Raw genomic sequence first — 19,538 nt, forward strand, 5'->3', positions numbered from 1 at the left:
TTTATGTTCAAAGGAAACCAATCGATGAAAACTATCGAAGCCCTCCGCCGCGAGCGTGGCGAAATCGCCGCCCAGGTCAAAGCCTTGGCAGAACTCGAAGCCAGCGGCACTGCTCTCACCGACGAGCAACTGCAGCAGTTTGCCGACCTGGAGAGCGAAGCGAACAAGATCAGCGCCGCCATCGCCCGCCAGGAGAGCTCCGAGCGGCTGATGGCGCAGCAGGCGGTACCGGTCAACGCTCACGGCTCCCAGGCGCCTCCGGCCATCCATGTGAAGCAGGAAGCCAAACAGTACCCTGGCGCCGGTTTTGCCCGTATGGCGATGGCTGTCGCTGCCGGCAAGGGCGACCTGAAGATGGCAGAGCAGTTCGCAGCTAAAGAGATCGGCGATAAGCAGGTGGCCATGGCCATCAGCACCGCTGCCGGCTCAGGCGGGGCCCTGATCCCCGAGACCCTGCACTCTGAGGTGATCGAGCTGCTGCGCCCGCAAACGGTAGTTCGCAAGCTGGGCGCCCGAGTATTGCCGCTGCCAAACGGTAATCTGTCTATGGCGCGTATGACTGGCGGTGCCCAGTCCAGCTACGTTGGTGAAGGTAAGGATGCTCGTGCTACTGGCAGCCAGTTCGGTGATGTGAAACTGTCCGCCAAGACCATGATCACCATGGTACCCCTCAGCAACCAGCTGATCGGGTGTGCTGGTTTCAACGTTGAGCAGCTGGTGTTGGACGATTGTATCTCTGCTATGTCCGTGCGAGAGGATAAGGCCTTCCTGCGCGATGATGGCACCAACGATACTCCAACTGGCTTCAAGCATTTTGCAACTGCTGCAGGCCGGGTTAAGGAGTGGTCAGGTACTGTCAGTTTGACCACTATCGATGAATACCTTGATGGCCTGATCCTGATGTTGATGGCTTCTGACAGCAAAATGGTCATGCCGGGTTGGGCGCTGAGTCCGCGCACCTGGATGAAGCTGTTCGGCCTGCGTGATGGCAACGGCAACAAGGTCTATCCGGAGATGGAGAAAGGCCTGCTCAAGGGGTATCCCATTGCGCATACCAACACCATTCCAGCCAATCTCGGCACCGGCACCAACGAGTCTGAGATCTATTTCGCTGATTGGCGCGATGTGGTGATCGGTGAGCAGGACAACATGACCATGGACTTCTCCACTGAAGCCACCTATGTGGATACCAACGGAGATCTGGTCAGCGCCTTTGCACGCAACCAGTCGCTGATTCGCCTCGTCGGCAACCACGATGTGGGCTTCCGTCACCCGGAAGGTCTGGCGCTGGGTACCAAGGTTACCTGGTAAGGCCGCAGCAGGGCGCCGCACTGGCGCCCTCTCTCATCCCCTTGTAACAAGGAGCCGACATGGCTAATCCACCGAAAGGCGCTCGCGTAGGGCAGACGCCTGTCCATGACGCCGATCACGAACAGCAGAGCGGCGATGATCCCGCACCTACCAATGATGAGCGGGTGCTGGTGCGTTTCACCGGCCCCTGGAAGAACTACAGCCGTGGTGACATCACCCGACTGTCACCAGCCGAAGCCGAATTGGTGATCAAGAAAGCGCTGGCGGACGCCGAGCCGGGACAAGCCGAGGAGTAGTTATGCCGTGGATCACGCTGGAAGAGGTGAAGCACCAGTGCCGCCTCGAGGAGGATGACGCCAGCCAGGATCTGCTGCTTAACCTCTACATCGGGGCCGCCCGCCGGGCTATCGAGCAGCACACCGATCGGGAGCTGCTCGATGCGCCGCAGGCCGAGATGACGGATCGCCAGCTGGTGATCAGTGATGACATCAAGGCCGCTGGTCTGCTGATGGTGGCGCACTGGTTCAACAACCGGGAGGCGGTCTCCGACTTCGAGAAGGTCGAGGTCCCCTTTGCCTTTCGCTACCTGATTGGCCCCTACACCAGGATGCCAATATGAAGATCAGACAGTCATCGGTCGTCAACTCGATGCGCCCGCCCAGTGCAGGCGAGCTCAAGCACCGCCTGCAGATCCGGCGCGTTACCGAAGAACCCGCCGAGGATTTTTCCACCAGGCAGGTGTACCACGACCATCTCAACGTCTGGGGCAAGCTGATGCCTGTCACCGGCGGCATCTATCAGGCCGGGGTGCAGATTGACGAGAAGGTGACGCACAAATGCCTGATCCGCTGGCGCCAGCTAACCTGTGACCACCAAATGGTACACAAGGGGGCCGTCTATCGGGTCAAGCGCTGCGAGCCGCTCAACGGCGAAACCGTCTGGGCGCTGGTCGAACTGGAGCAGCTTGACCTGCCGGCATAACACGAGGTCGCCATGTCGTTTGAGAACTCCAATTCAGGCATCTACCTCCACGTTGATTTCCCTGACGCGCAGGAGATCCGCTTCAACAAGGCCCGCGTCAGGCGGGCATTTGTCGATATCGGCCGCACCCTGCTGCGCGATAACCGGCGAGCAGTGGCGCGGCGGGCCATATCAGGAGCCGGGCAGGCCCCTGGCTACCAGTCCGGCGATCTGGCCAAATCGATCGGCTACTTCGTGCCGCGAGCGACCGCCAACCGCCCGGGCTTTATGGTCAAGGTCAGCCACAACAAGGGCGAAGGGGCATCGAAAGATATCCCGAGCGACGGCTTTTACCCGGCATACCTCTTTTACGGGGTCAGGCGTGGCGCCAAGCGCGTCAAGAGCCACCGCAAGGGGGCCAGCGGCGGCTCGCCGTGGCGTATCGCCCCCCGCCAGAACTACTTTGCCAAAACCCTCAAATACCGCAGCTACGAAATCCAGCGAACCTTGTTCACTGCGCTGAGGGCATCGGTCAGGCCGGAGAAACCGACATGAAGATAAGCCCGCTGATTGCGGCCATTCGCCAGCGCTGCCCCATGTTTGGCGGCAGGGTGGCCGGTGCGTCCGAGTTCAAGCCGCTGGCCGAGAACAGCAAGCTGGCCCTGCCGGCAGCCTATGTCATCCCACTCGATGACAATGCAGAAGAAAACCGCAGCCAGACCGACTACTGGCAGAAGATCACCGACGCTTTCGCCGTGGTGGTGGTGATCAACAACACCCAGGACGCTCGCGGGCAAGCCTCTGTTGATGTTATAGAGGAGGCGCGAGAGGAGCTCTGGAAGGCCCTGCTCGGCTGGTCGCCGGACGAGAAGAAGTACGACGGCATTACCTATCAGGGCGGCAACCTGCTCGATATGAATCGGGCGCACCTCTACTACCAATTTGAATTCTCTGCCGAGTTCGAGATCGGCTCGGAAGATACCCGCCAATGGGAAGAGCTGGAGGCACTCCCCGAGTTTGAGGGGCTATGTGGTCACGGCGACCAGTGGGGTATCGACTATATCAGCCCGGGGCTGGGCCCGGATGTGGTGCCGCCAGAGTGGCGCATCATCGAGCATCAGTTCAACTTCCCGGTCAACACCGTATTCGTCAGCGATTACAGCAACATGCTCAAGCTGGCTCACGCCATGAATGACGCCAGCCCGCTCGGATTCGCCCCAACCCCACAGGAATAACCATGTTCGTCAAACCCAATGACGGTCGATCGGTCCCCGATCCTGACCGCGGCGACCTGCTGCCCGCTGAAGGGCGCGAGGTGATCGCCAACCAGTATTGGTATCGCCGCCAGCTTGATGGCGATGTCGTCATCGAACCTCCGGTTGGACAAGAGCCGGAAGCCGAGCAAGAGCCCGCAGCCGAGGCCGCACCTCAGGTCACGGCCAGCAAGAAGGGAGCAAAATAATGACCGTCAGCTTCAACAATATTCCCGCCGATCTGCGGGTTCCGCTGTTCTATGCGGAGATGGACAACTCGGCGGCCAATAGCGCCAGCGAAACCCTGCGGGCGCTGGTGCTGGGCCATGGCCTGGCTTCTGTCACCACCGGCAAGAACCAGTTGCAGCAGGTCACCAACCCCGCCCTGGCGGCAGGTCTGGTCGGTGCCGGCAGCCAGCTGGCCGCCATGGTGGCAGCCTATCGCAATGTCGATTCGTTCGGCGAGCTGTGGCTGATCGACGTGCCTGAGCCCAGCGCAGGCGCTGCTGCGACCGCCACCATCACGGTGACCGGTACCGCCATCTCTGCCGGCGTGGTTTCGCTCTACATCGCTGGCAAGCGCGTGCAGGCCGGGGTGCCAGCCTCTGCGGCCGCCACTGCGGTGGCATCCAGCATCAAGGCGGCGATCGATTCCGATCCCAGCCTGCCGGTGACCGCAGCCGTATCTGCTGGTGTGGTGACGGTCACTGCAAAATGGAAGGGGCTGACCGGTAACGATATCAACCTGGCGCTCAACTATCGTGGTGTGATGGGTGGCGAATCCCTGCCCAACGGCATCAACGTGGCCCTGACTGCCATGAGCAACGGCGCTGGCTCGCCGGATCTGACCGCTGCCATTGCGGCCATGGGTGATGAGCCGTTCGACTTTATCGCCACTCCCTGGCATGACAGCGGATCGTTGGATGTGCTGGAGGCGGAGATGAACGACGCCACCGGCCGCTGGTCGTGGTTGCGCCAAATCTACGGCCATCTCTACAGCGCCAAACGCGGCACTCTCTCTGAACTCTCCACCTTCGGTAAGGCCCGCAACGGCCAGCACGTCACCACGATCGGCGTCGAGCCGCTGACGGCAGCGTCGCCATACGAAGTGGCTGCGGCCAGCTGTGCCCGCAATGCGGTGTTTATCCGCATCGACCCGGCTCGGCCGACCCAGACCGGCGAGCTCAACGGTCTGCTGCCGGCTCCGACCGGCAAGCGCTTCACCATTTCCGAACGGCAGGTGCTGCTGACCAGTGGCATCGCCACCCAGACGGCCAGTTCTGGCGTGATGATGGTCGAACGTGCGATCACCATGTACCAGCGCAACAAGTACGGTGCTGCCGACAACTCCTATCTCGATAGCGAGACCCTGCACACCTCCGCTTATGTGATCCGCCGGTTGCGCACCTTGGTGACCAGCAAGTATGGCCGCCACAAGCTGGCCAACGACGGCACCCGCTTTGGTGAGGGGCAGGCCATCGTCACCCCGGCGGTGATCAAGGGCGAGCTCAACGGCGAATACCGCGTCATGGAGCGACTCGGCATCGTCGAAAACAGCGAGCTGTTCGCCCAGTACCTGATCGTGGAACGAGATGGCGATTCCGGTCGGGTCAACGTGCTGTTCCCGCCGGACTACGTCAACGGTCTGCGCGTCTTCGCGCTGCTCAACCAATTCCGTCTGCAATACCAGGAGGCATAAATGGGCCGCATCGCAGGTACTTGTTATTTCAAGGTTGACGGTGAGCAGCTGTCAGTCACCGGGGGGATGGAGATCCCCCTTAACACCAACGTCAAAGAGTCCATCGTGGGGCTCGATGGTGGTGTTGATTACAAGGAGACTCATCGGTCTCCCTACATCAAGGCGTCCTTCAAAATTCCGAAGGGCTTCCCGCTCAAAAAGATCACCACGAGCGATGACATGACAATCACCGCCGAGTTGGCGAATGGTCAGGTCTATGTGTTGAAAAGCGCATGGCTGGAGGGGGAGGCCAACCACAACCCTGAAGACGGCACCGCCGACATGCAATTCAACGGAAAAGAAGGGTTCCATCAATGAGCAAGAAAGTCATCGTTCTGTCCGAGCCGATTCAGGCCCATGGTGAACCAGTCTCTGAACTGTCACTCAGCAAGCCGACCGGCGAGCAAGTTTGCCGCCTGGGTCTGCCTTACACCATGACTCCCGAGGGGGAGATCAGCATCAACATGAAAAAGGTGAAGGGCTATCTGATCGAGCTGTGCTCTATCCCGGCCAGCGCCGTGGAGCAGATTGAGCCGGCCGACCTCAACAATGCCGCCTGGGACGTCGCCGGTTTTTTCCTGAAGGGGTAACCGAGCGCGACATTCTCGACCGCTACTTTGACATGGCGAGGTGGTGGAAGGCGGGCGATCCCATCGCCTTCCTTCACCATGACTTTGACGCCCTGGCCTTGATGGAGTGCCAGTGTGAGCGGCTGATGAAGGCCGAAAATAGGTGATTTATGGCCAATGAATTTCAACTGAAAGCACTGATCACCGGTGTAGACAAGTTGTCTCCGGCGCTCAAGGGTATCCGCAAAAATATCAAAGGTTGGCAGCGTGATCTCCAGAGTGCTGGGGAGGGGGCTCCTGCGATCGCTGCTGGGCTGGCTGCTGCAGTTGGTGGCAGCCTGGCTGCCTTTGCGCAGTCAGAGAATGCCGCTACCGGCCTCAAGGTGGCGATGATGGATGCCGCTGGCTCGGTCGGCCCCGAATTCAAGAAGATTAACGATCTGGCGGTTGGTTTAGGCAACAAGCTGCCCGGCACCACAGCCGATTTTCAGAACATGATGACCATGCTGCAGCGGCAGGGTCTGAGTGCCGAAACCGTGTTGGGTGGGGTGGGCGAGGCCACTGCCTATCTGGCCGTGCAGTTGGGCAAGGCTCCTGCCGCCGCCGCCGAGTTCGCCGCCAAGATGCAGGACGCCACCGGCACCGCCTCCAAAGATATGATGAGCCTGTTCGATACCATCCAGAAAGCCTTCTATATGGGGGTGGATGACAACAACATGCTCCAGTTCTTTGGCAAAGCATCATCCGCGATGAAGTTGGTGAGCAAGGATGGACTGAAGGCGGCGCAGGCGATGGCACCCCTTGCCATCATGCTTGATCAGGCGTCTATGGCTGGCGAGTCAGCCGGTAACGCAATGCGGAAAGTCATGACGGCTGGCTTTGACAGAAAAAAAATGAAAGAAGCCAACCAAATGATCCGGAGTATGGGGTTGAAGGGGACCAAGCTCGACTTCACTGATGGTAAAGGCGAATTTGGTGGCCTGGATAATATGTTTGCGCAACTCGATAAGCTCAAAGGGCTGACAGAGGGTGACAAGCTGACCGTGCTTGGCAAGATCTTTGGAACAGACTCAGAGACCCAACAGGCGCTCAAAACGATCATTGATAAGGGAAAAGCCGGTTACGACGAGATCCAGCAAAGAATGGCCAGGCAGGCAAGTCTGCAGCAACGGGTAGGCGCTCAGCTTGGCACTCTGGGTAACCTGTGGGATGCCATGACCGGTACCGCAGTGAATGGTCTGGCAGCAATTGGCGGAGCCTTCCAGGGGGAGGCGAAAGATACCGTCACCTGGTTTGGTGATATAGCTGAGAAATTCAGCGCGTTTGCAGCTGCCAACCCAGAAGTGATACGCGGGGTGGTGGGCATTGCCGCTGGATTCGCGGCTCTGAAGCTGGCGCTTTATGCCGGCGGGGTGGCCATGGCCTTCTTCGGCAATGCCATGACTGCGACCCCTATTGGCCTGATCCTGCGCGGCGTGGCTATGGCGGCAGGCCTGATCATCGCCAACTGGGGCACTATTGGCCCTTGGTTAGCCAAGGTCTGGCAGTCAATTACTGTGGTTGCCAGCGCGGCATGGGAATCTCTGAAACAACTGTTTTTCAACTTCCATCCACTCGGTATCGTGATTCAGAACTGGGGCCCCATCAGCAGTTGGCTTGGTGATCTATGGACTTCTGTGAAAACAGATTTCTCACTTGTATGGGCTTTCTTGAAGAAAGGGGTCCTCGACTTCACCCCGTTGGGACTCATCATTCAGAACTGGGGGGCCATAAGCACGTGGTTCAGTGAACTGTGGGGCTCGGTGACGACCGGTTTTGGCTGGGCGTGGGAGTTTCTGAAGCAGGGGTTCCTCGATTTCAATCCACTCGGGATCATCATCAAAAATTGGGAACCCATAGTGGCCTGGTTCAAGGGGATGTGGGAGCGGATTCAACCCTATCTGCAACCGCTGATGGATGGCATGAGCTGGGTAGGTGACAAGGTAGGCGGGGTCATGGATGGCGTTGGCTCTATCTGGCAGCGCAGCGGGGATACCCTCAGCGCGATCTGGAGCGGCGGCAAGGGAGGGCTCGGCGCGTCATCCCCGTTGGCGGCAGTCTCACCAGCCGCTGGTGCCAACAGTAACACCAGTGCCCCGGTCTCCGGTGAGATGGTGGTGCGCTTTGAAAACGCCCCGCAAAACCTGCGTGTGGATGAGGGCAAAACCTCACCTGGCTGGTCCATGTCGCCGGATGTCGGTTATTCACGTTATGCAAAATGACCCGCATAAGCGGGTCATGATTGCAGGTTCTTGATGTGCTGGTTACTTGCCTGCGTATTTCAGGGCAAAGCTTTCATCGGTTGAGCAGAGATAAATGATGAACTCAATGAAAGCGACAATTGCTGGGATGAAGGTCCAGCAGAAAATCAAATAGAGGAACCCCATACCGGTTTTACCGAGGTAAAACTTGTGGGCGCCAAAACCACCAAGGAAGAAGGCAAGCAGAGCCGCAGTGACTCGATTTTTGCTTGAGCCTGTAACAGCACCACAGCTCGGGCAAGACACTGCCGTTTTGTGGATTTCCTTACCACAACCACGGCAGAACACCATATCAGACATAGAACCCCCAAAAAGTAAAAAGATTACATTGAGTCTGGGATTGTAGCTCCCCGAAATATCTCAAGCCATAAGTCATGTGAGCGTTCTTGTTGACCGTGATCAACGTTAGGTAATATCACCCTATTAAGCATCCGAAATATCGCATTTTCTGGAAACCATATTCTCTGCAATACACCCGCTTCGGCGGTTTTTTCTTTTTGAGGTGCTATGAGCTGGATAGACCGTTTGCAGCCTGCATCCTTTCGCGGGGTGGCGTTCAAGGTAGACGGTGATGACCTGCAGATCGGTCGTCGCACCGTGGTTCATGAGTATCCAGGCCGAGATACCCCCAGTGTCGAGGACATGGGGCGCGAGACCCGGGAATATGCCCTCTCAGCCTACCTGATTGGGCCTGACTTTATCGCCGAACGGGATCGGCTGATTGAGGCGCTCGAGCAGGTAGGCCCCGGCGAACTGGTGAGCCCCTGGTACGGGCGGATGAACGTGGTGGTGATGGGCAAGCAGCGCATCAGCCACAGCAAGCAAGATGGCGGAATGTGCACCGTCAGCTTCTCCTTTGTGGAGTCTGGTGAGGATGAGTGGCCAACGGCCACCCCGCTCGGTTCATCACTGCTCTCAGGCCGCTCGACCAGCTTGCTGGACCGTGCACAGAATGCCTTTGCCGGAGCCTTCAGCCTTGATGGGCTGCCAGAGTGGATGTCGATGGCGACCATAGAACATGCCTCCTCCCTACTCGGCAGTGTGGCCGACATGCTCAACAGTGCCGACGGCAAGATGTCGAGCGCCCTGCGGCTGATGCAGGGGGATCTGAGCGTGCTGATGCCACCTCCCTCGACCGCTTGGATCTTCTCGCGCCAGCTGGCCTCGGTGCTGGATGCCGGGTCCAGCTCAAGCGGCACCGCCCGCTCGCTGCTGAATCTCGCCAGTCGCAGCGCAGCGGCCTCGCAAACTCAGGCCGCTAGGCCGCTCGGCGTGTGGCCGACCGCCGCACAGGACAAGCAGCAGGCTGACCGGCTGACCAACAGCGTCTCCGAACTGGTCAGGGTAAACCTGATCGCCAGCAGCGCTCAGGCGGTGGCGCGGATGCCGTCCCCGAGCGAGCCAGCCATCACTCCGGTCAGAGCTCCGGCGCTCGACGCCGTTGAGGTGGCGCGGCAACCGATGCAAAACAATGGTGCTGCCACTACTGGTAACAGCACCGGCCAGAGCCAGATTGCTGACAGCAGCCCATCCCTTTCAACCAGCCCTACTCATGATGAACTGGAGGAAGCTCGCCAGACCATCATTGCTGCGATCGACAAGGAGAGTGAGCGCACTACCGACGATGGTGTCTATCAAGCGCTGCGGGATCTACGCCGCGAGCTGGTCAGTACGCTGCGCCAGCAGCAACAGCATGCCTCAAAGCTGGTGACGCGCACCCCGAGCGATACCATGCCGGCATTGGTGCTGGCTGCAGAGTGGTATGACGATGCCGGGCGGGCGGATGAGCTGATCGCCAAGAACAACCTCTCTCACCCGGGCTTTGTGCCCCCCGACCCCCTGCGGACCCTGGCATCATGAGCGACGAGTATCATCTGCGGATCAATGGCAATGCCTGGTATGGCTGGACAGCCATGCGGATCAGTGCAGGCATTGACCGGCTGGCTCGCGATTTCGAGGTGCAAGTCACCAGGCGGGCCAGCGAAAAGGGCGAGCTGCTTGATGCGGTATCCACCGGGATTCAGCAGGGCGACAGGGTGGAGGTGCTGATAGGCCGCGATCTGGTGCTCACCGGCTACGTTGATGCGAAGCCGGTCAGTTATGACGCCCGCAGCATCACCCGCTCCATTCGGGGGCGCTCCCGCACCGGCGACCTGATCGACAGTGCCGCCACAGTGCGCCAGTTCAGGGGGCAGACCCCGCAGCAAATTGCCGCTGCGCTCTGCCAGCCGTTTGGGGTATCGGTGTTCGGCGCGGCCGGACAATCACCCATCTCCGATTTCTCGGTGGACTGGGGGGAGTCGGTGGCCGAGGCCATCGACAGAATGATGCAGCAGCAGCGCCTGCTGGCCTATGACGATGCCAACGGCGATCTGCACTTCGGGGCGGTCGGTGCCCTGCGAGCCACCACGCCGCTGGTCTACGGCAAAAACATCCTCAGCTGCAGCGCCCCGCAAGATCAGAGCGATTGCCACTCCGAATACCGGGTTGCAGGGCAGCGAGCGGGCACCGATGACGATTTTGGGGAATCCAGCTCGACCAAGGTCAGTCACAAGGTCGGCGGAAAGGTCGGTCGCTATCGCCCGCTGCTGATCAAGCAGACCGGTCAGGCCAGCGTTGCCAGCTGCCGCGCCATGTGCGAATTCGAGGCCCGCCGCCGCGAGGCCAAGGCGCGAGAGGCGACCTATACGGTGCCTGGCTGGCGACAGGAGTCAGGCGAGCTGTGGCTGCCAAACATGGTTGTTCCTGTGTTTGACCCCCACAACGACTTTGCCGGTGACGAGCTGGTGATCGCCGAGGTGGAGTACAGACGCACCGATAGCGGCACTATCGCGACCCTGCGCGTCGGCCCTGCTGATGCCTATTTGCCTGACGTGCCGGATCCCAAGCCCGCCCGCAAGAACAAGGATGAGGACATTTTCTGATGCGTGAACTGAAAAGCGCCATCCGCAACCTGCTATCCCGCGGTGTGATCAGGCTGGTCAACTCGGCGGCCAAGTGTCAACTGGTGCAGATCGAGATGCTGGGTGGTGAGCTGAAAGACGATGTCGAGCATCTCGAGCCGTATGGTTACACCTCCTGCCCCCATGACGGGGCAGAACATATCGCCGTCTTCCCGGATGGCGACAAGTCCCACGGCGTGGTGCTGGTCGTGGCCGATCGGCGCTACCGGCTGAAGGGGCTCAAAAAAGGGGAGGTGGCGCTCTACACCGATGAGGGTGATCGCATTGTGCTGCGCAGGGGGCGCCGCGTCGAAGTGAAAACACTGACCCTTGAGGTTGAGGCCAAGACCAAGGCTCGCTTCGATACCCCGCTGCTGGAGTGTACCGGCGAGATCCGCGACAAGACCGGCACCATGCAGAAGATGCGCGACCAATTCAACGACCACGAACACCCCGGCGGTACCCCGACAGGCAAGCCGAAAACCCGGATGGAGTAACCCCATGCTGATCTCTATCAACGGCGTCCTCACAGACTCCGGCGACCTGGTGCACCCGCTGCACAGGGCGGTGTTTATCAGCCTCTTCACCTGGCGCCGCGCTGGCGCTTCAGATGATAGCGATCGTCCTTACGGGTGGTGGGGAGACAGCTACCCGACTGTGGCCGGTGACCGGATCGGAAGTCGCCTCTATCTGCTGCAACGTGAGAAGAACCAGCCAAAGGTGCGCGAGCGGGCCCGCGACTACGCCCTGGAGGCGCTGGCCTGGCTGAAAGATGACGAGCTGGTCACCCGTATCGATGCCGAGTGCCGCCGCCGAGAGATTGACGGCGCCGAACTGGTCGTGACGCTCACCGTTGATGGGTCTGACCAGCAAATTACCATCCCCGACATTCTGGAGGCCGTCAATGTCTAGCTACTCCCTGCGCCCAACCTTGCGCGAGATTATCCAGCGGGTGCGAGCCGATGTGATGGCTGAGCTGGATGATCCGCTGCGCCGCTCGGATGCCGAGGTCTACGCCCGCGCCTATGCTGGCGCCGTACACGGTGTGAACGGACATATCGAATACCTCGAGCGCAACATGCTGCCTGATCTCTGTGACGAGCAGTGGCTGCTGCGCCATGCCGGCATGAAGAAGTGCCCGCGCAAAGAGGCGCAACCGGCCGCCGGCTGGCTGCGTATCTCCGGTGTCAGCGATGGCATCACGGTCTCTGCCGGTGCAGTGGCCGTCTATCAGGGGAGCAACCCGATCCAGTATGTCGCCACCGAGGCAGCGACTTCATCCGGCGGTGTGCTGCGTTTGCCGATCACCTGCTCGGAGACTGGTTATCACACCAATCTGGACGATGGCGAGGGGCTGATCCTCTCCGAACCGGTGGCCGGGCTCTCATCCTCCGGAGTGGCTGATAGCGTTCAGGGCGGCACCGACTTGGAAAGCCTTGATGATTGGCGTGGGCGTGTAATGGATCGCTGGTTCTATATCCCGCAAGGCGGTGCAAACGCGGACTACATCATCTGGGCGGAAGAGGTGCCTGGGGTAACCAGGGCGTGGTGTTATCGCAACTGGATGGGGATCGGCACGGTAGGTGTCTTTGTTGTTGATGATAACTCCGAGGCAATGGTGCCATCTGCAACGGTATTGACCTCAGTTCGCAATCACATTGAGGCAAAGGCACCTGTGGCCGGTTCTGAGCTCTACATTCTCGGGATTAACCTCAAGCGCGTAGACCACCACATCAGAGTCACCCCTGATACACAACCAGTGAGATCCGCAGTCACCGCTGCACTGCGCGAGTTCTACCGCCGGGAAGGGGGGCCAGAACAAACCATCGCGCCATCTCGGCTGTCTGAGGCAATCAGTGCAGCCAATGGAGAGTACAAGCATCAGGTGATTTCACCATCAGCGGAGTTCACTACTGCCAAGGGTGAGGTGGTTGCGCTGGGGGCCATGACATGGGATTGACCGCTGAAGATTACGCAGACCAGTTGATAAAACTGCTCCCCTATGGCCCGGCGTGGGAGGGTGAGCATCAAGCACTCACCGGTGGTGCTACAGAGTTGGCAAGAACCACAGCCAGGGCTGATGCGCTGGCGCAGGGGGAAACCGACCCGCGCCAGACAACTCACCTCCTGCCTCGATATGAAAAGCTGTGCGGATTGCCAGATAGTTGCGTGGTCGGTGTGCAGACAGTTCTGGAGCGCCAGCAGCGGTTGGCGGCAAAGATGTTGGCAGATGGAGGCATCAACGAAGGGTATTACCTCAGCCTGCTCGCCAGTCTTGGCTATCCGGATGCAACTATCACCAGGCACCACCACCGCACATTTACCCCGGGCTCCAGAGCTGGAGACCAGCTTTACTCACCGGTCTGGCGCTTCGTCTGGATAGTCAATCTTCCATCTTCTGGAAAGGTAACCTATTTCACACCTGGGTCTAGAGCTGGCGATCCACTTCGCATATGGGGTGATGCTGAAGTGCAATGCATTATCAACAAGCTGGCTCCGCCAAATACTCATGTAATCTTCCGCTATCAAGGGGAATAAGCAATATGCACCGCATTGATACAAGCTCCGCCCAGAAAGATAAATTTGGGGCTGGAAAAAATGGTTTTACCCTTGGCAACGCTCAGACTGGTGTTCCACCTACAGAGGTAAGTGCTGATATTCTTGATGCATTGCAGGAGGAGCTATGCTCAGTCATTGAAGCAGCCGGGATCTCTCTGTCAAAGGGAAATAACACCCAACTGCTTGAGGCTATTAGACATATATCCACCCCTACAGGTTCACCAATCTCGTGGCCACTTGCCACTCCGCCACTTGGCTACCTGCTGATGGCAGGTCAGTCGTTTGATAAGGCTTCATATCCAAAATTGGCAATAGCATACCCCAGTGGAATATTGCCAGATATGCGGGGTGAGTTTATTCGCGGTTTTGATGGGGGTCGTGGGGTTGATAGTGGCAGGGTATTATTGTCACTTCAAAATGATGCATTCCAGGGACATGGACATGGCACCACCACTGCAAAATATTCAAATGCGAACGGAACAAACCAAGGAATAATTCGCTCAGGCGCAACAAACGACTTCGCCGCATATCCAACATCAGTCGGTGATGCGGTAGAAACAAGCTATCAATCACCTCGCATGGCTAGTGAAACTCGCCCACGCAACATAGCATTCAACTACATCGTGAGGGCTGCATGATGGAATCAGTAAAATCAAACGTGGTTTGGAATGAGCATGGCTTCGCCGCCAATGACGGGTATGTTAAAGCTCATACTGCATCAAGCAGCAGCGGAGAGTATGCTGGAGAGGTGGAGGTTTGGGTATCAAAAGGTACTGGATTGCCTGCTCACGCCTATCTTGATCAGCCTCCATCTGCCGGCAGTGGGTTGGCCATTGTCCGCACGCCAACCGGCGATGCATGGATTACTGTTCAGGATCATCGAGATCAGGTTGTTTACAACAAATACACTAAAGAGCAATTACTGATATCTGAGCTAGGCCATATCCCGGATGAATACACCGACTTGGAGCCATCATCACCATTTGATATTTGGAGTGGTGCTGCATGGGTGCGTGATGAAAATGCAGAGAGCATGGCTGCTCTTACTGCCGCGCAAGATGATCAATCCTCCAGGCTATATATTGCCTCTCAGCAAATCGCCATCCTAAAACCTGCCGTCGATGGAGGCTACGCCAAGCCTGAGCACAGCCAGTTGCTATTAGACTGGGAGCGCTACCGCTATGAACTGACCCTGGTGCCAGAGCAAGCAGGCTGGCCTGTATCACATCAGTTGCCGGAGCAGCCGGCGTCCGTAATCTGACCAATAGCTCTGCGTCATTGGCGCAGGGCTACCACCCCCTTCTCATAGGTATCTGCCAACCATCTCAGGTGAGGCAGCGGTATCCCCATCAAGAACACCACCATCTCCGAGCTCTCTGGGTTTGAGCGGTCCCAGGTTGCCGGTGGCAGCATGGCCTGCACATCGATCCCAATAGCGCGGCAGATCAACGCGGCATCAGCCAGCGTCATGAATTCCCCACGATCCTGTGATAACCAACGGCTCAGAGTCGAGACAGGGATCCCAGTCATCGCCTCCAATTGCGACTCGTTAATATCCTTCTCGGCAAGAATAGCGGCCAGGTAGCGCTTGGCTGCCGCTACATACTCCAGCTCTGCTGAAGTCAAATAAGCCTTTCGTCTGTTCTTCATTGGGCAACTCCCGAATTACTACGTTGCCCGTGCTCGTTTGTGACCCTGTCAGATCTGACAGGTTTTTCATGTATGAAATAACGTAGCAGCCTGACCATATCTTTGCCGCTAGTGCAGCTGTAGATTTCAGCAGGTCTTACCAGATACTGATTGATTCATCTGCAACAGAGTAAAGAGGGAACATTCGAGATGGAGTTTGATGTGTATTTTAGGATCGGATCTACGTGCTGCGGCCCGTTCCCGGCTGAGGCCACGGATGAGAAAGAGATGCTTGAAGCTGTTGTTGGTTACCACCAAGAACTGGCTCTTCCGCCAGCAACAATCATCATTATTTCGCCAAGAAATCATCCGCCAGTTTGGGGCCATCCTGGGGCCAAAAGATGCGGAGATTCTTTGTTTGGGGCCAAAATGGGGCTAAATAAAGAGCTTCAAAAAGCTGCAATCAGCCAAGAGGGGCTAATCATAACCATGTGATTGTTCTAGCTTTATTTGGCTCTTGCTGGCTCTGTGTGGCTTTTCAATAAAACCAATGGTTCATGGTGTAAATGAACTGAGCCATCTAAGAACACAATCCCCCTCAGCAGGCAGAACCTGGCCGGAGAGCCCCCACCGAAAGCCATCAAATCAACGTTAGTACAAAATTCAGTACAGATAAGATGGCTGGTCAGAATACCGCTTAAAAATCAGCGTGATATTGGTGGGTTTCATAAACGTGGAAATAGAAGGTGGGCGCTGTGCCGGATTGTGCTGTTTTGCTCATAAGTTCCGAGATGGGTGTCCGATGCGGTGGTGCCACGCACCTGAGTGGGCGGTGCCATGCACCACAATTGCCTGCATGGTAAACCATAGCGCAGACAGAACGAAGGGCAGGCAGCCCGGCTGCCGGTTTATTGAACGCTCAAGGGCGCCGGATCAAGGGGTCGAGCATGATCGCGGATTGCATGGTGAAGCATTGCACACTCAGGTGGCTCATCGGGATGCCCCCAGAGCCACCGGCATCAGGGTATGCAGGTCCAGCAGGGTGAAGAAGCCGCCTTCGTCGGGATACCAGCCGCCTGTGTCTATGTAATATACATTGCCAAGGCGGGCCGGGCGGCCCACCGGGGTGTGCCCCACCACCAGGGCGACGAGATCCTCGACCCCGCTCTCGTCCAGGCGTTCGATGCGGCGCCTTGACCAGAGGCAGACGTTCTTGATGGCCCTAAGCCTCCCGCCGCTCACCCCCGCATCCAGTTTGTCCAGCAGGCCCTGCCAGGAGGAGAAGGGGCAATCGGCGTGGAGCAGCCCGACCGGGCCGGCCGGGGTGGCCACCTCGATGGCGATGGGCAGGGTGCGGTAGTGGGCAGCGAGCTTCTCCTGCTCGCCTGAAGTCAGCAGCTGAAACCAGCCGCCGCCGTTCTGGATCCAGTTCTCCCGATCGCAGCTCTCGTAACGGCAGACGTAGTCGTCGTGATTGCCGCAGACAGGGTGGAACCAGGGCCTGGCCAGCCACTCGAGCACCTGGGTGCAGTCGGGGCCGCGATCCGTCAGATCCCCCACGGAGAAGAGGCGATCCCGAGCGGGGTCGAATCCCGCCTGGTCCAGCGCCTGTTCCAGCCGCGAAAAATAGCCGTGGATATCGCCGACGGCGAGATCCCGCCCCAGCGGATTGCGGGCGAAGCGTCTGATCAGCGGTGACGGGTTCATGGCTTGCCTCCTTGTCTGGTGTGACCGGCTCGCGCCGCCGGATGGCCGATGGGTGCTCAGGATCCCGTGGACAAGTGCAGCATGGTATGCTCTGCCTCGCCATTGTAGAGGCAGATGGGGGCTCTTTCGCGTCGAGGTGACAGGCGGCCTGCATAAAGGAGGGCGGTTTGCCGCGTTGCCGGCAGATCCCGGGTAAAAGAATGCCAGTCGGAGCTGACTGGCATTGTGGGCTCAGGGATCGCTTCCTGCGATGGCCAACTTGCCTTAGAACAGGTCTTCGAGCTGATACTTCCTGAGCAGCTGATCGAAGGTGCCATCGGCTTTGACGCTCTCGATGGCGGCATCGAATTGGCCCTTGAGCTTGGCGTCGTTCTTGTGCAGCGCCACCGCCACCGCCACCCCTTCACCCAAAATCTTGTCCTGGGTGCCGTTGAACTGGGGGCCGACGAAGGCGAACTGCCTGCCCATCTCCTTGTCGAGGAAGCCCACCTTCAGCTGCACCATGTTGCCGAAGGTGTAGTCGGCGCGGCCGGACTGCAGGTCCAGCATGGGGGACTGGGCGTTGACGTAGCGCTTGATCTTGGCCACCTCCCCGTAACGGGCGGTGATGAAGTTGTCCTGGGGCGTGCCCTCCTGCACCGCTATCACCTTGCCCTTGAAGTGCGCCTGGTCGTCGGCGAAGGTGGCGGCCTTGTCGCTGCGGCCCACGAAGCGGTTCTGCATCATGTAATAGACCTGGCTGAAGTCCACCTTCTGGCGCCGCTCGTCTGTGATGTTCATGGAGGACATGATGGCGTCGTACTTGCGCACCTGCAGGCCCGCCTCGGTCATCTGCTGTTCGTGCGCGGCCCCCGCTGCCTGAGCCTGACCCCGGCCGCCGAGCGGCTGCTGCCCTTCATCGAAGAGGGACTGGCTCGCATGGGGGAGGGGGTCAGCGCCCTGATCGCCGTCAGCGCCTCGTCTGGCGGGGTGACATCTGTCCGCGCAATCAAAGAAACAGCCCCGCTGGCGGGGCTGTTGTCATGCTGGTGGCCGCTGGCCGCTGGCCGCTGGCCGATTAAGGCGTTAGCGGCAGATCTTGTAGTAGACCTCGTTCCACTGCAGGGTCTGCTTGAACTCGGGAATGCGGGTGTGCTCGTCGATCACCACTAACTCTATGCCCATGAGGTCGGCGAAGGTACGCAGCTGCGCTATATCCACCGATTGGGTAAACACAGAGTGGTGGGCGGCGCCAGCCAGGATCCAGGCCTCGGCGCTGGTCTGCAGGTCCGGCATGGGTTGCCACAGGGCGCTGGCCACCGGCAGTTTCGGCATGGCCTCTGGCAAGTCCACCACCTCCAGCTGATTGACCACCAGCCGGAAGCGGTTGCCCAGATCGATGAGGCTGGCGTTGACCGCCTTGCCGGCGGGGGCGGCGAACAGCAGGCGCGCCGGATCGGCCTTCTTGCCTATGCCTAAGTGCTGGGCATCCAGCACGGGTTTTTCGGCGGCGATGGAGGGGCAAACCTCCAGCATGTGGGCGCCCAGCACCAGGTTGTTGCCCGCCTCCAGGTGGTAGGTGTAGTCCTCCATGAAGGAGGTGCCGCCCGCAAGACCGGCTCCCATCACCTTGAGGGTGCGCAGCAGGGCCGCCGTCTTCCAGTCCCCCTCCGCGCCAAAACCGAAGCCTTGCTGCATCAGGCGCTGACAGGCGAGCCCCGGTAGCTGGTGCAGGCCGTGAAGGTCTTCAAAGGTGGTGGTAAAGGCGCCAAAGCCGCCGTCGGTGAGGAACTTCTTCATCCCCAGCTCCTGGCGCGCCGCCTCATACAGAGAAGCGCGAAGCTCCCCACCTGCCTGCACCGCTTCGGTCAGGGTGTAGGTTTCTTCGTATTCGGCCTGCAGCGCCTCGATGTCGCTTGCGGACACGGCGTCGATCACCTTCACCAGGTCGCCGACCGGGTGGTAGTTCACCTGATAGCCGAACTGGATCTGGGCCTCAATCTTGTCGCCCTCGGTGACCGCCACGTTGCGCATGTTGTCGCCAAAGCGGGCGATCTTCAGGTGGCGGCTGTCGTGAATGGCGGCAGCGACCCGCATCCAGTTGCCCAGTTTGCGGTGGGCCTCTTCATCCTGCCAGTGACCGACCACCACGGTGCGCGGCAGGCGCAGGCGGGCTCCCATGAAGCCGAACTCACGGCCGCCATGGGCGGTCTGGTTCAGGTTCATGAAGTCCATGTCGATCTCGCTCCACGGCAGATCCCGGTTGAACTGGGTGTGGAACTGCAGCAGGGGTTTTTGCAACTGGCTGAGGGCTGGGATCCACATCTTGGCGGGGGAGAAGGTGTGCATCCACACCATGAGCCCGATGCAGCGCTCATCGTGGTTGGCATCGCGGGCCACCGCGCTTATCTCGTCGAGGGTGGTGCCGGTGGGCTTGAGCACTATCTTGACCGGCAGGCCGGCGCGCTCGTTGAGCTGGCTGGTGATGGTGTGGGCGTGATCGGCCACCTGCTTCAGGGTGGCGGCGCCATACAGGTGCTGGCTGCCGACCAGGAACCACACTTCCAGCTGTTTCATCAATTCCATCTTGG

25 protein-coding genes are annotated in these 19,538 nt (G+C 59.2%); 20 read left to right on the plus strand and 5 right to left on the minus strand.

What is annotated here, in order from left to right; translation table 11 throughout:
- Positions 1–24: 24 nt before the first annotated feature.
- The 11 genes from AACW87_RS19255 (at position 25) to AACW87_RS19305 (ending at position 8,092) form a co-directional block, all read left to right on the plus strand.
- The gene (locus tag AACW87_RS19255) at positions 25–1,311 is read left to right on the plus strand and encodes a phage major capsid protein (RefSeq protein ID WP_241325864.1); all 1,287 of its coding nucleotides are present in this window, start codon (positions 25–27) and stop codon (positions 1,309–1,311) included.
- A 59-nt stretch (positions 1,312–1,370) separates the two neighbouring features.
- The gene (locus tag AACW87_RS19260) at positions 1,371–1,607 is read left to right on the plus strand and encodes a hypothetical protein (RefSeq protein WP_241325865.1); all 237 of its coding nucleotides are present in this window, start codon (positions 1,371–1,373) and stop codon (positions 1,605–1,607) included.
- Positions 1,608–1,609: 2 nt separating this feature from the next.
- Complete coding sequence (locus tag AACW87_RS19265) at positions 1,610–1,930, plus strand: head-tail connector protein (RefSeq protein ID WP_241325866.1); 321 nt, start codon at positions 1,610–1,612, stop codon at positions 1,928–1,930.
- Positions 1,927–2,292 carry a head-tail adaptor protein gene (locus tag AACW87_RS19270; RefSeq protein WP_241325867.1) on the plus strand — a complete coding sequence of 122 codons (366 nt, stop codon included), beginning with the start codon at positions 1,927–1,929 and terminating at the stop codon, positions 2,290–2,292. The genes AACW87_RS19265 and AACW87_RS19270 overlap by 4 nt, the downstream gene beginning before the upstream one ends.
- 12 nt (positions 2,293–2,304) lie before the next feature.
- Positions 2,305–2,826, plus strand: coding sequence for a hypothetical protein (locus tag AACW87_RS19275; RefSeq protein WP_060388636.1), 522 nt, complete (start codon positions 2,305–2,307; stop codon positions 2,824–2,826).
- Positions 2,823–3,506, plus strand: coding sequence for a phage tail terminator protein (locus tag AACW87_RS19280; RefSeq protein WP_241325868.1), 684 nt, complete (start codon positions 2,823–2,825; stop codon positions 3,504–3,506). Before AACW87_RS19275 ends, AACW87_RS19280 begins: the two co-directional genes overlap by 4 nt.
- A 2-nt stretch (positions 3,507–3,508) precedes the next feature.
- Positions 3,509–3,733, plus strand: coding sequence for a DUF2635 domain-containing protein (locus tag AACW87_RS19285; RefSeq protein ID WP_241325869.1), 225 nt, complete (start codon positions 3,509–3,511; stop codon positions 3,731–3,733).
- Complete coding sequence (locus tag AACW87_RS19290) at positions 3,733–5,223, plus strand: phage tail sheath subtilisin-like domain-containing protein (protein WP_241325870.1); 1,491 nt, start codon at positions 3,733–3,735, stop codon at positions 5,221–5,223. Before AACW87_RS19285 ends, AACW87_RS19290 begins: the two co-directional genes overlap by 1 nt.
- A complete protein-coding gene (locus AACW87_RS19295; protein ID WP_241325871.1) occupies positions 5,224–5,580 on the plus strand; it encodes a phage tail tube protein in 357 nt (118 codons plus the stop codon).
- Positions 5,577–5,852 (plus strand): phage tail assembly protein, encoded by a 276-nt coding sequence (locus AACW87_RS19300; protein WP_182951523.1) that lies wholly within the window; start codon positions 5,577–5,579, stop codon positions 5,850–5,852. Before AACW87_RS19295 ends, AACW87_RS19300 begins: the two co-directional genes overlap by 4 nt.
- 149 nt (positions 5,853–6,001) lie before the next feature.
- Positions 6,002–8,092, plus strand: a complete 2,091-nt coding sequence (locus AACW87_RS19305) for a phage tail tape measure protein (protein WP_241325872.1) — start codon at positions 6,002–6,004, stop codon at positions 8,090–8,092.
- A gap of 42 nt (positions 8,093–8,134) precedes the next feature.
- Here the strand turns inward: AACW87_RS19305 and AACW87_RS19310 are convergent, their stop codons facing one another.
- On the minus strand, positions 8,135–8,431 hold the full coding sequence (locus tag AACW87_RS19310) for a TM2 domain-containing protein (protein ID WP_060388642.1): 297 nt from the start codon (positions 8,429–8,431) through the stop codon (positions 8,135–8,137).
- 207 nt (positions 8,432–8,638) lie between these two features.
- Here AACW87_RS19310 and AACW87_RS19315 point away from each other — a divergent pair, with 207 nt between their 5' ends.
- The 8 genes from AACW87_RS19315 to AACW87_RS19350 are packed head-to-tail and all read left to right on the plus strand — an operon-like array spanning position 8,639 to position 14,893.
- Complete coding sequence (locus AACW87_RS19315; protein WP_241325873.1) at positions 8,639–9,991, plus strand: DNA circularization protein; 1,353 nt, start codon at positions 8,639–8,641, stop codon at positions 9,989–9,991.
- Positions 9,988–11,055, plus strand: coding sequence for a phage baseplate assembly protein (locus tag AACW87_RS19320; protein WP_241325874.1), 1,068 nt, complete (start codon positions 9,988–9,990; stop codon positions 11,053–11,055). Before AACW87_RS19315 ends, AACW87_RS19320 begins: the two co-directional genes overlap by 4 nt.
- Positions 11,055–11,570 (plus strand): phage baseplate assembly protein V, encoded by a 516-nt coding sequence (locus AACW87_RS19325; protein WP_241325875.1) that lies wholly within the window; start codon positions 11,055–11,057, stop codon positions 11,568–11,570. The genes AACW87_RS19320 and AACW87_RS19325 overlap by 1 nt, the downstream gene beginning before the upstream one ends.
- A gap of 4 nt (positions 11,571–11,574) precedes the next feature.
- Positions 11,575–11,985, plus strand: a complete 411-nt coding sequence (locus tag AACW87_RS19330; RefSeq protein ID WP_241325876.1) for a phage GP46 family protein — start codon at positions 11,575–11,577, stop codon at positions 11,983–11,985.
- Positions 11,978–13,033, plus strand: coding sequence for a baseplate J/gp47 family protein (locus tag AACW87_RS19335; protein ID WP_241325877.1), 1,056 nt, complete (start codon positions 11,978–11,980; stop codon positions 13,031–13,033). Before AACW87_RS19330 ends, AACW87_RS19335 begins: the two co-directional genes overlap by 8 nt.
- The gene (locus AACW87_RS19340; RefSeq protein WP_241325878.1) at positions 13,024–13,611 is read left to right on the plus strand and encodes a YmfQ family protein; all 588 of its coding nucleotides are present in this window, start codon (positions 13,024–13,026) and stop codon (positions 13,609–13,611) included. Before AACW87_RS19335 ends, AACW87_RS19340 begins: the two co-directional genes overlap by 10 nt.
- Before the next feature lie 5 nt (positions 13,612–13,616).
- Positions 13,617–14,270: a phage tail protein gene (locus AACW87_RS19345; protein ID WP_241325879.1), complete on the plus strand. Its 654-nt coding sequence runs from the start codon at positions 13,617–13,619 to the stop codon at positions 14,268–14,270.
- A complete protein-coding gene (locus AACW87_RS19350; RefSeq protein WP_241325880.1) occupies positions 14,267–14,893 on the plus strand; it encodes a tail fiber assembly protein in 627 nt (208 codons plus the stop codon). The genes AACW87_RS19345 and AACW87_RS19350 overlap by 4 nt, the downstream gene beginning before the upstream one ends.
- Positions 14,894–14,907: 14 nt before the next feature.
- Here the strand turns inward: AACW87_RS19350 and AACW87_RS19355 are convergent, their stop codons facing one another.
- Positions 14,908–15,282, minus strand: a complete 375-nt coding sequence (locus tag AACW87_RS19355) for a helix-turn-helix domain-containing protein (RefSeq protein ID WP_241325881.1) — start codon at positions 15,280–15,282, stop codon at positions 14,908–14,910.
- 267 nt (positions 15,283–15,549) lie between these two features.
- Between AACW87_RS19355 and AACW87_RS19360 the strand changes: the two genes are divergently transcribed.
- On the plus strand, positions 15,550–15,756 hold the full coding sequence (locus AACW87_RS19360) for a hypothetical protein (RefSeq protein WP_241325882.1): 207 nt from the start codon (positions 15,550–15,552) through the stop codon (positions 15,754–15,756).
- Positions 15,757–16,251: 495 nt separating this feature from the next.
- Here AACW87_RS19360 and AACW87_RS19365 read toward each other — a convergent pair whose 3' ends face one another.
- From AACW87_RS19365 to araA, 3 genes are all read right to left on the minus strand, one after another.
- Positions 16,252–16,968: a metallophosphoesterase gene (locus AACW87_RS19365; RefSeq protein ID WP_241325883.1), complete on the minus strand. Its 717-nt coding sequence runs from the start codon at positions 16,966–16,968 to the stop codon at positions 16,252–16,254.
- Between the two features lie 264 nt (positions 16,969–17,232).
- The gene (locus AACW87_RS19370; RefSeq protein WP_241325884.1) at positions 17,233–17,799 is read right to left on the minus strand and encodes a transporter substrate-binding domain-containing protein; all 567 of its coding nucleotides are present in this window, start codon (positions 17,797–17,799) and stop codon (positions 17,233–17,235) included.
- Between the two features lie 234 nt (positions 17,800–18,033).
- Positions 18,034–19,533, minus strand: a complete 1,500-nt coding sequence (gene araA / locus AACW87_RS19375) for an L-arabinose isomerase (RefSeq protein ID WP_241325885.1) — start codon at positions 19,531–19,533, stop codon at positions 18,034–18,036.
- Between the last annotated feature and the right edge of the window lie 5 nt (positions 19,534–19,538).

Source organism: Aeromonas sp. MR7, assembly GCF_963899385.1.
Classification (GTDB): Bacteria; Pseudomonadota; Gammaproteobacteria; order Enterobacterales; family Aeromonadaceae; genus Aeromonas; species Aeromonas bestiarum.

What these genes read in the sequence shown, in the direction of transcription:
- AACW87_RS19370 (WP_241325884.1), bottom strand. Translation starts at nt 17,799, where the DNA reads ATGACCGAGGCGGGCCTGCAGGTGCGCAAGTACGACGCCATCATGTCC.
- AACW87_RS19325 (WP_241325875.1), top strand. Translation starts at nt 11,055, where the DNA reads ATGCGTGAACTGAAAAGCGCCATCCGCAACCTGCTATCCCGCGGTGTG.
- AACW87_RS19310 (WP_060388642.1), bottom strand. Translation starts at nt 8,431, where the DNA reads ATGTCTGATATGGTGTTCTGCCGTGGTTGTGGTAAGGAAATCCACAAA.
- AACW87_RS19365 (WP_241325883.1), bottom strand. Translation starts at nt 16,968, where the DNA reads ATGAACCCGTCACCGCTGATCAGACGCTTCGCCCGCAATCCGCTGGGG.
- araA (WP_241325885.1), bottom strand. Translation starts at nt 19,533, where the DNA reads ATGGAATTGATGAAACAGCTGGAAGTGTGGTTCCTGGTCGGCAGCCAG.
- AACW87_RS19285 (WP_241325869.1), top strand. Translation starts at nt 3,509, where the DNA reads ATGTTCGTCAAACCCAATGACGGTCGATCGGTCCCCGATCCTGACCGC.
- AACW87_RS19355 (WP_241325881.1), bottom strand. Translation starts at nt 15,282, where the DNA reads ATGAAGAACAGACGAAAGGCTTATTTGACTTCAGCAGAGCTGGAGTAT.
- AACW87_RS19295 (WP_241325871.1), top strand. Translation starts at nt 5,224, where the DNA reads ATGGGCCGCATCGCAGGTACTTGTTATTTCAAGGTTGACGGTGAGCAG.
- AACW87_RS19290 (WP_241325870.1), top strand. Translation starts at nt 3,733, where the DNA reads ATGACCGTCAGCTTCAACAATATTCCCGCCGATCTGCGGGTTCCGCTG.
- AACW87_RS19270 (WP_241325867.1), top strand. Translation starts at nt 1,927, where the DNA reads ATGAAGATCAGACAGTCATCGGTCGTCAACTCGATGCGCCCGCCCAGT.
- AACW87_RS19315 (WP_241325873.1), top strand. Translation starts at nt 8,639, where the DNA reads ATGAGCTGGATAGACCGTTTGCAGCCTGCATCCTTTCGCGGGGTGGCG.
- AACW87_RS19360 (WP_241325882.1), top strand. Translation starts at nt 15,550, where the DNA reads ATGCTTGAAGCTGTTGTTGGTTACCACCAAGAACTGGCTCTTCCGCCA.
- AACW87_RS19335 (WP_241325877.1), top strand. Translation starts at nt 11,978, where the DNA reads ATGTCTAGCTACTCCCTGCGCCCAACCTTGCGCGAGATTATCCAGCGG.
- AACW87_RS19260 (WP_241325865.1), top strand. Translation starts at nt 1,371, where the DNA reads ATGGCTAATCCACCGAAAGGCGCTCGCGTAGGGCAGACGCCTGTCCAT.
- AACW87_RS19265 (WP_241325866.1), top strand. Translation starts at nt 1,610, where the DNA reads ATGCCGTGGATCACGCTGGAAGAGGTGAAGCACCAGTGCCGCCTCGAG.
- AACW87_RS19330 (WP_241325876.1), top strand. Translation starts at nt 11,575, where the DNA reads ATGCTGATCTCTATCAACGGCGTCCTCACAGACTCCGGCGACCTGGTG.
- AACW87_RS19300 (WP_182951523.1), top strand. Translation starts at nt 5,577, where the DNA reads ATGAGCAAGAAAGTCATCGTTCTGTCCGAGCCGATTCAGGCCCATGGT.
- AACW87_RS19280 (WP_241325868.1), top strand. Translation starts at nt 2,823, where the DNA reads ATGAAGATAAGCCCGCTGATTGCGGCCATTCGCCAGCGCTGCCCCATG.
- AACW87_RS19345 (WP_241325879.1), top strand. Translation starts at nt 13,617, where the DNA reads ATGCACCGCATTGATACAAGCTCCGCCCAGAAAGATAAATTTGGGGCT.
- AACW87_RS19320 (WP_241325874.1), top strand. Translation starts at nt 9,988, where the DNA reads ATGAGCGACGAGTATCATCTGCGGATCAATGGCAATGCCTGGTATGGC.
- AACW87_RS19305 (WP_241325872.1), top strand. Translation starts at nt 6,002, where the DNA reads ATGGCCAATGAATTTCAACTGAAAGCACTGATCACCGGTGTAGACAAG.
- AACW87_RS19340 (WP_241325878.1), top strand. Translation starts at nt 13,024, where the DNA reads ATGGGATTGACCGCTGAAGATTACGCAGACCAGTTGATAAAACTGCTC.
- AACW87_RS19255 (WP_241325864.1), top strand. Translation starts at nt 25, where the DNA reads ATGAAAACTATCGAAGCCCTCCGCCGCGAGCGTGGCGAAATCGCCGCC.
- AACW87_RS19275 (WP_060388636.1), top strand. Translation starts at nt 2,305, where the DNA reads ATGTCGTTTGAGAACTCCAATTCAGGCATCTACCTCCACGTTGATTTC.
- AACW87_RS19350 (WP_241325880.1), top strand. Translation starts at nt 14,267, where the DNA reads ATGATGGAATCAGTAAAATCAAACGTGGTTTGGAATGAGCATGGCTTC.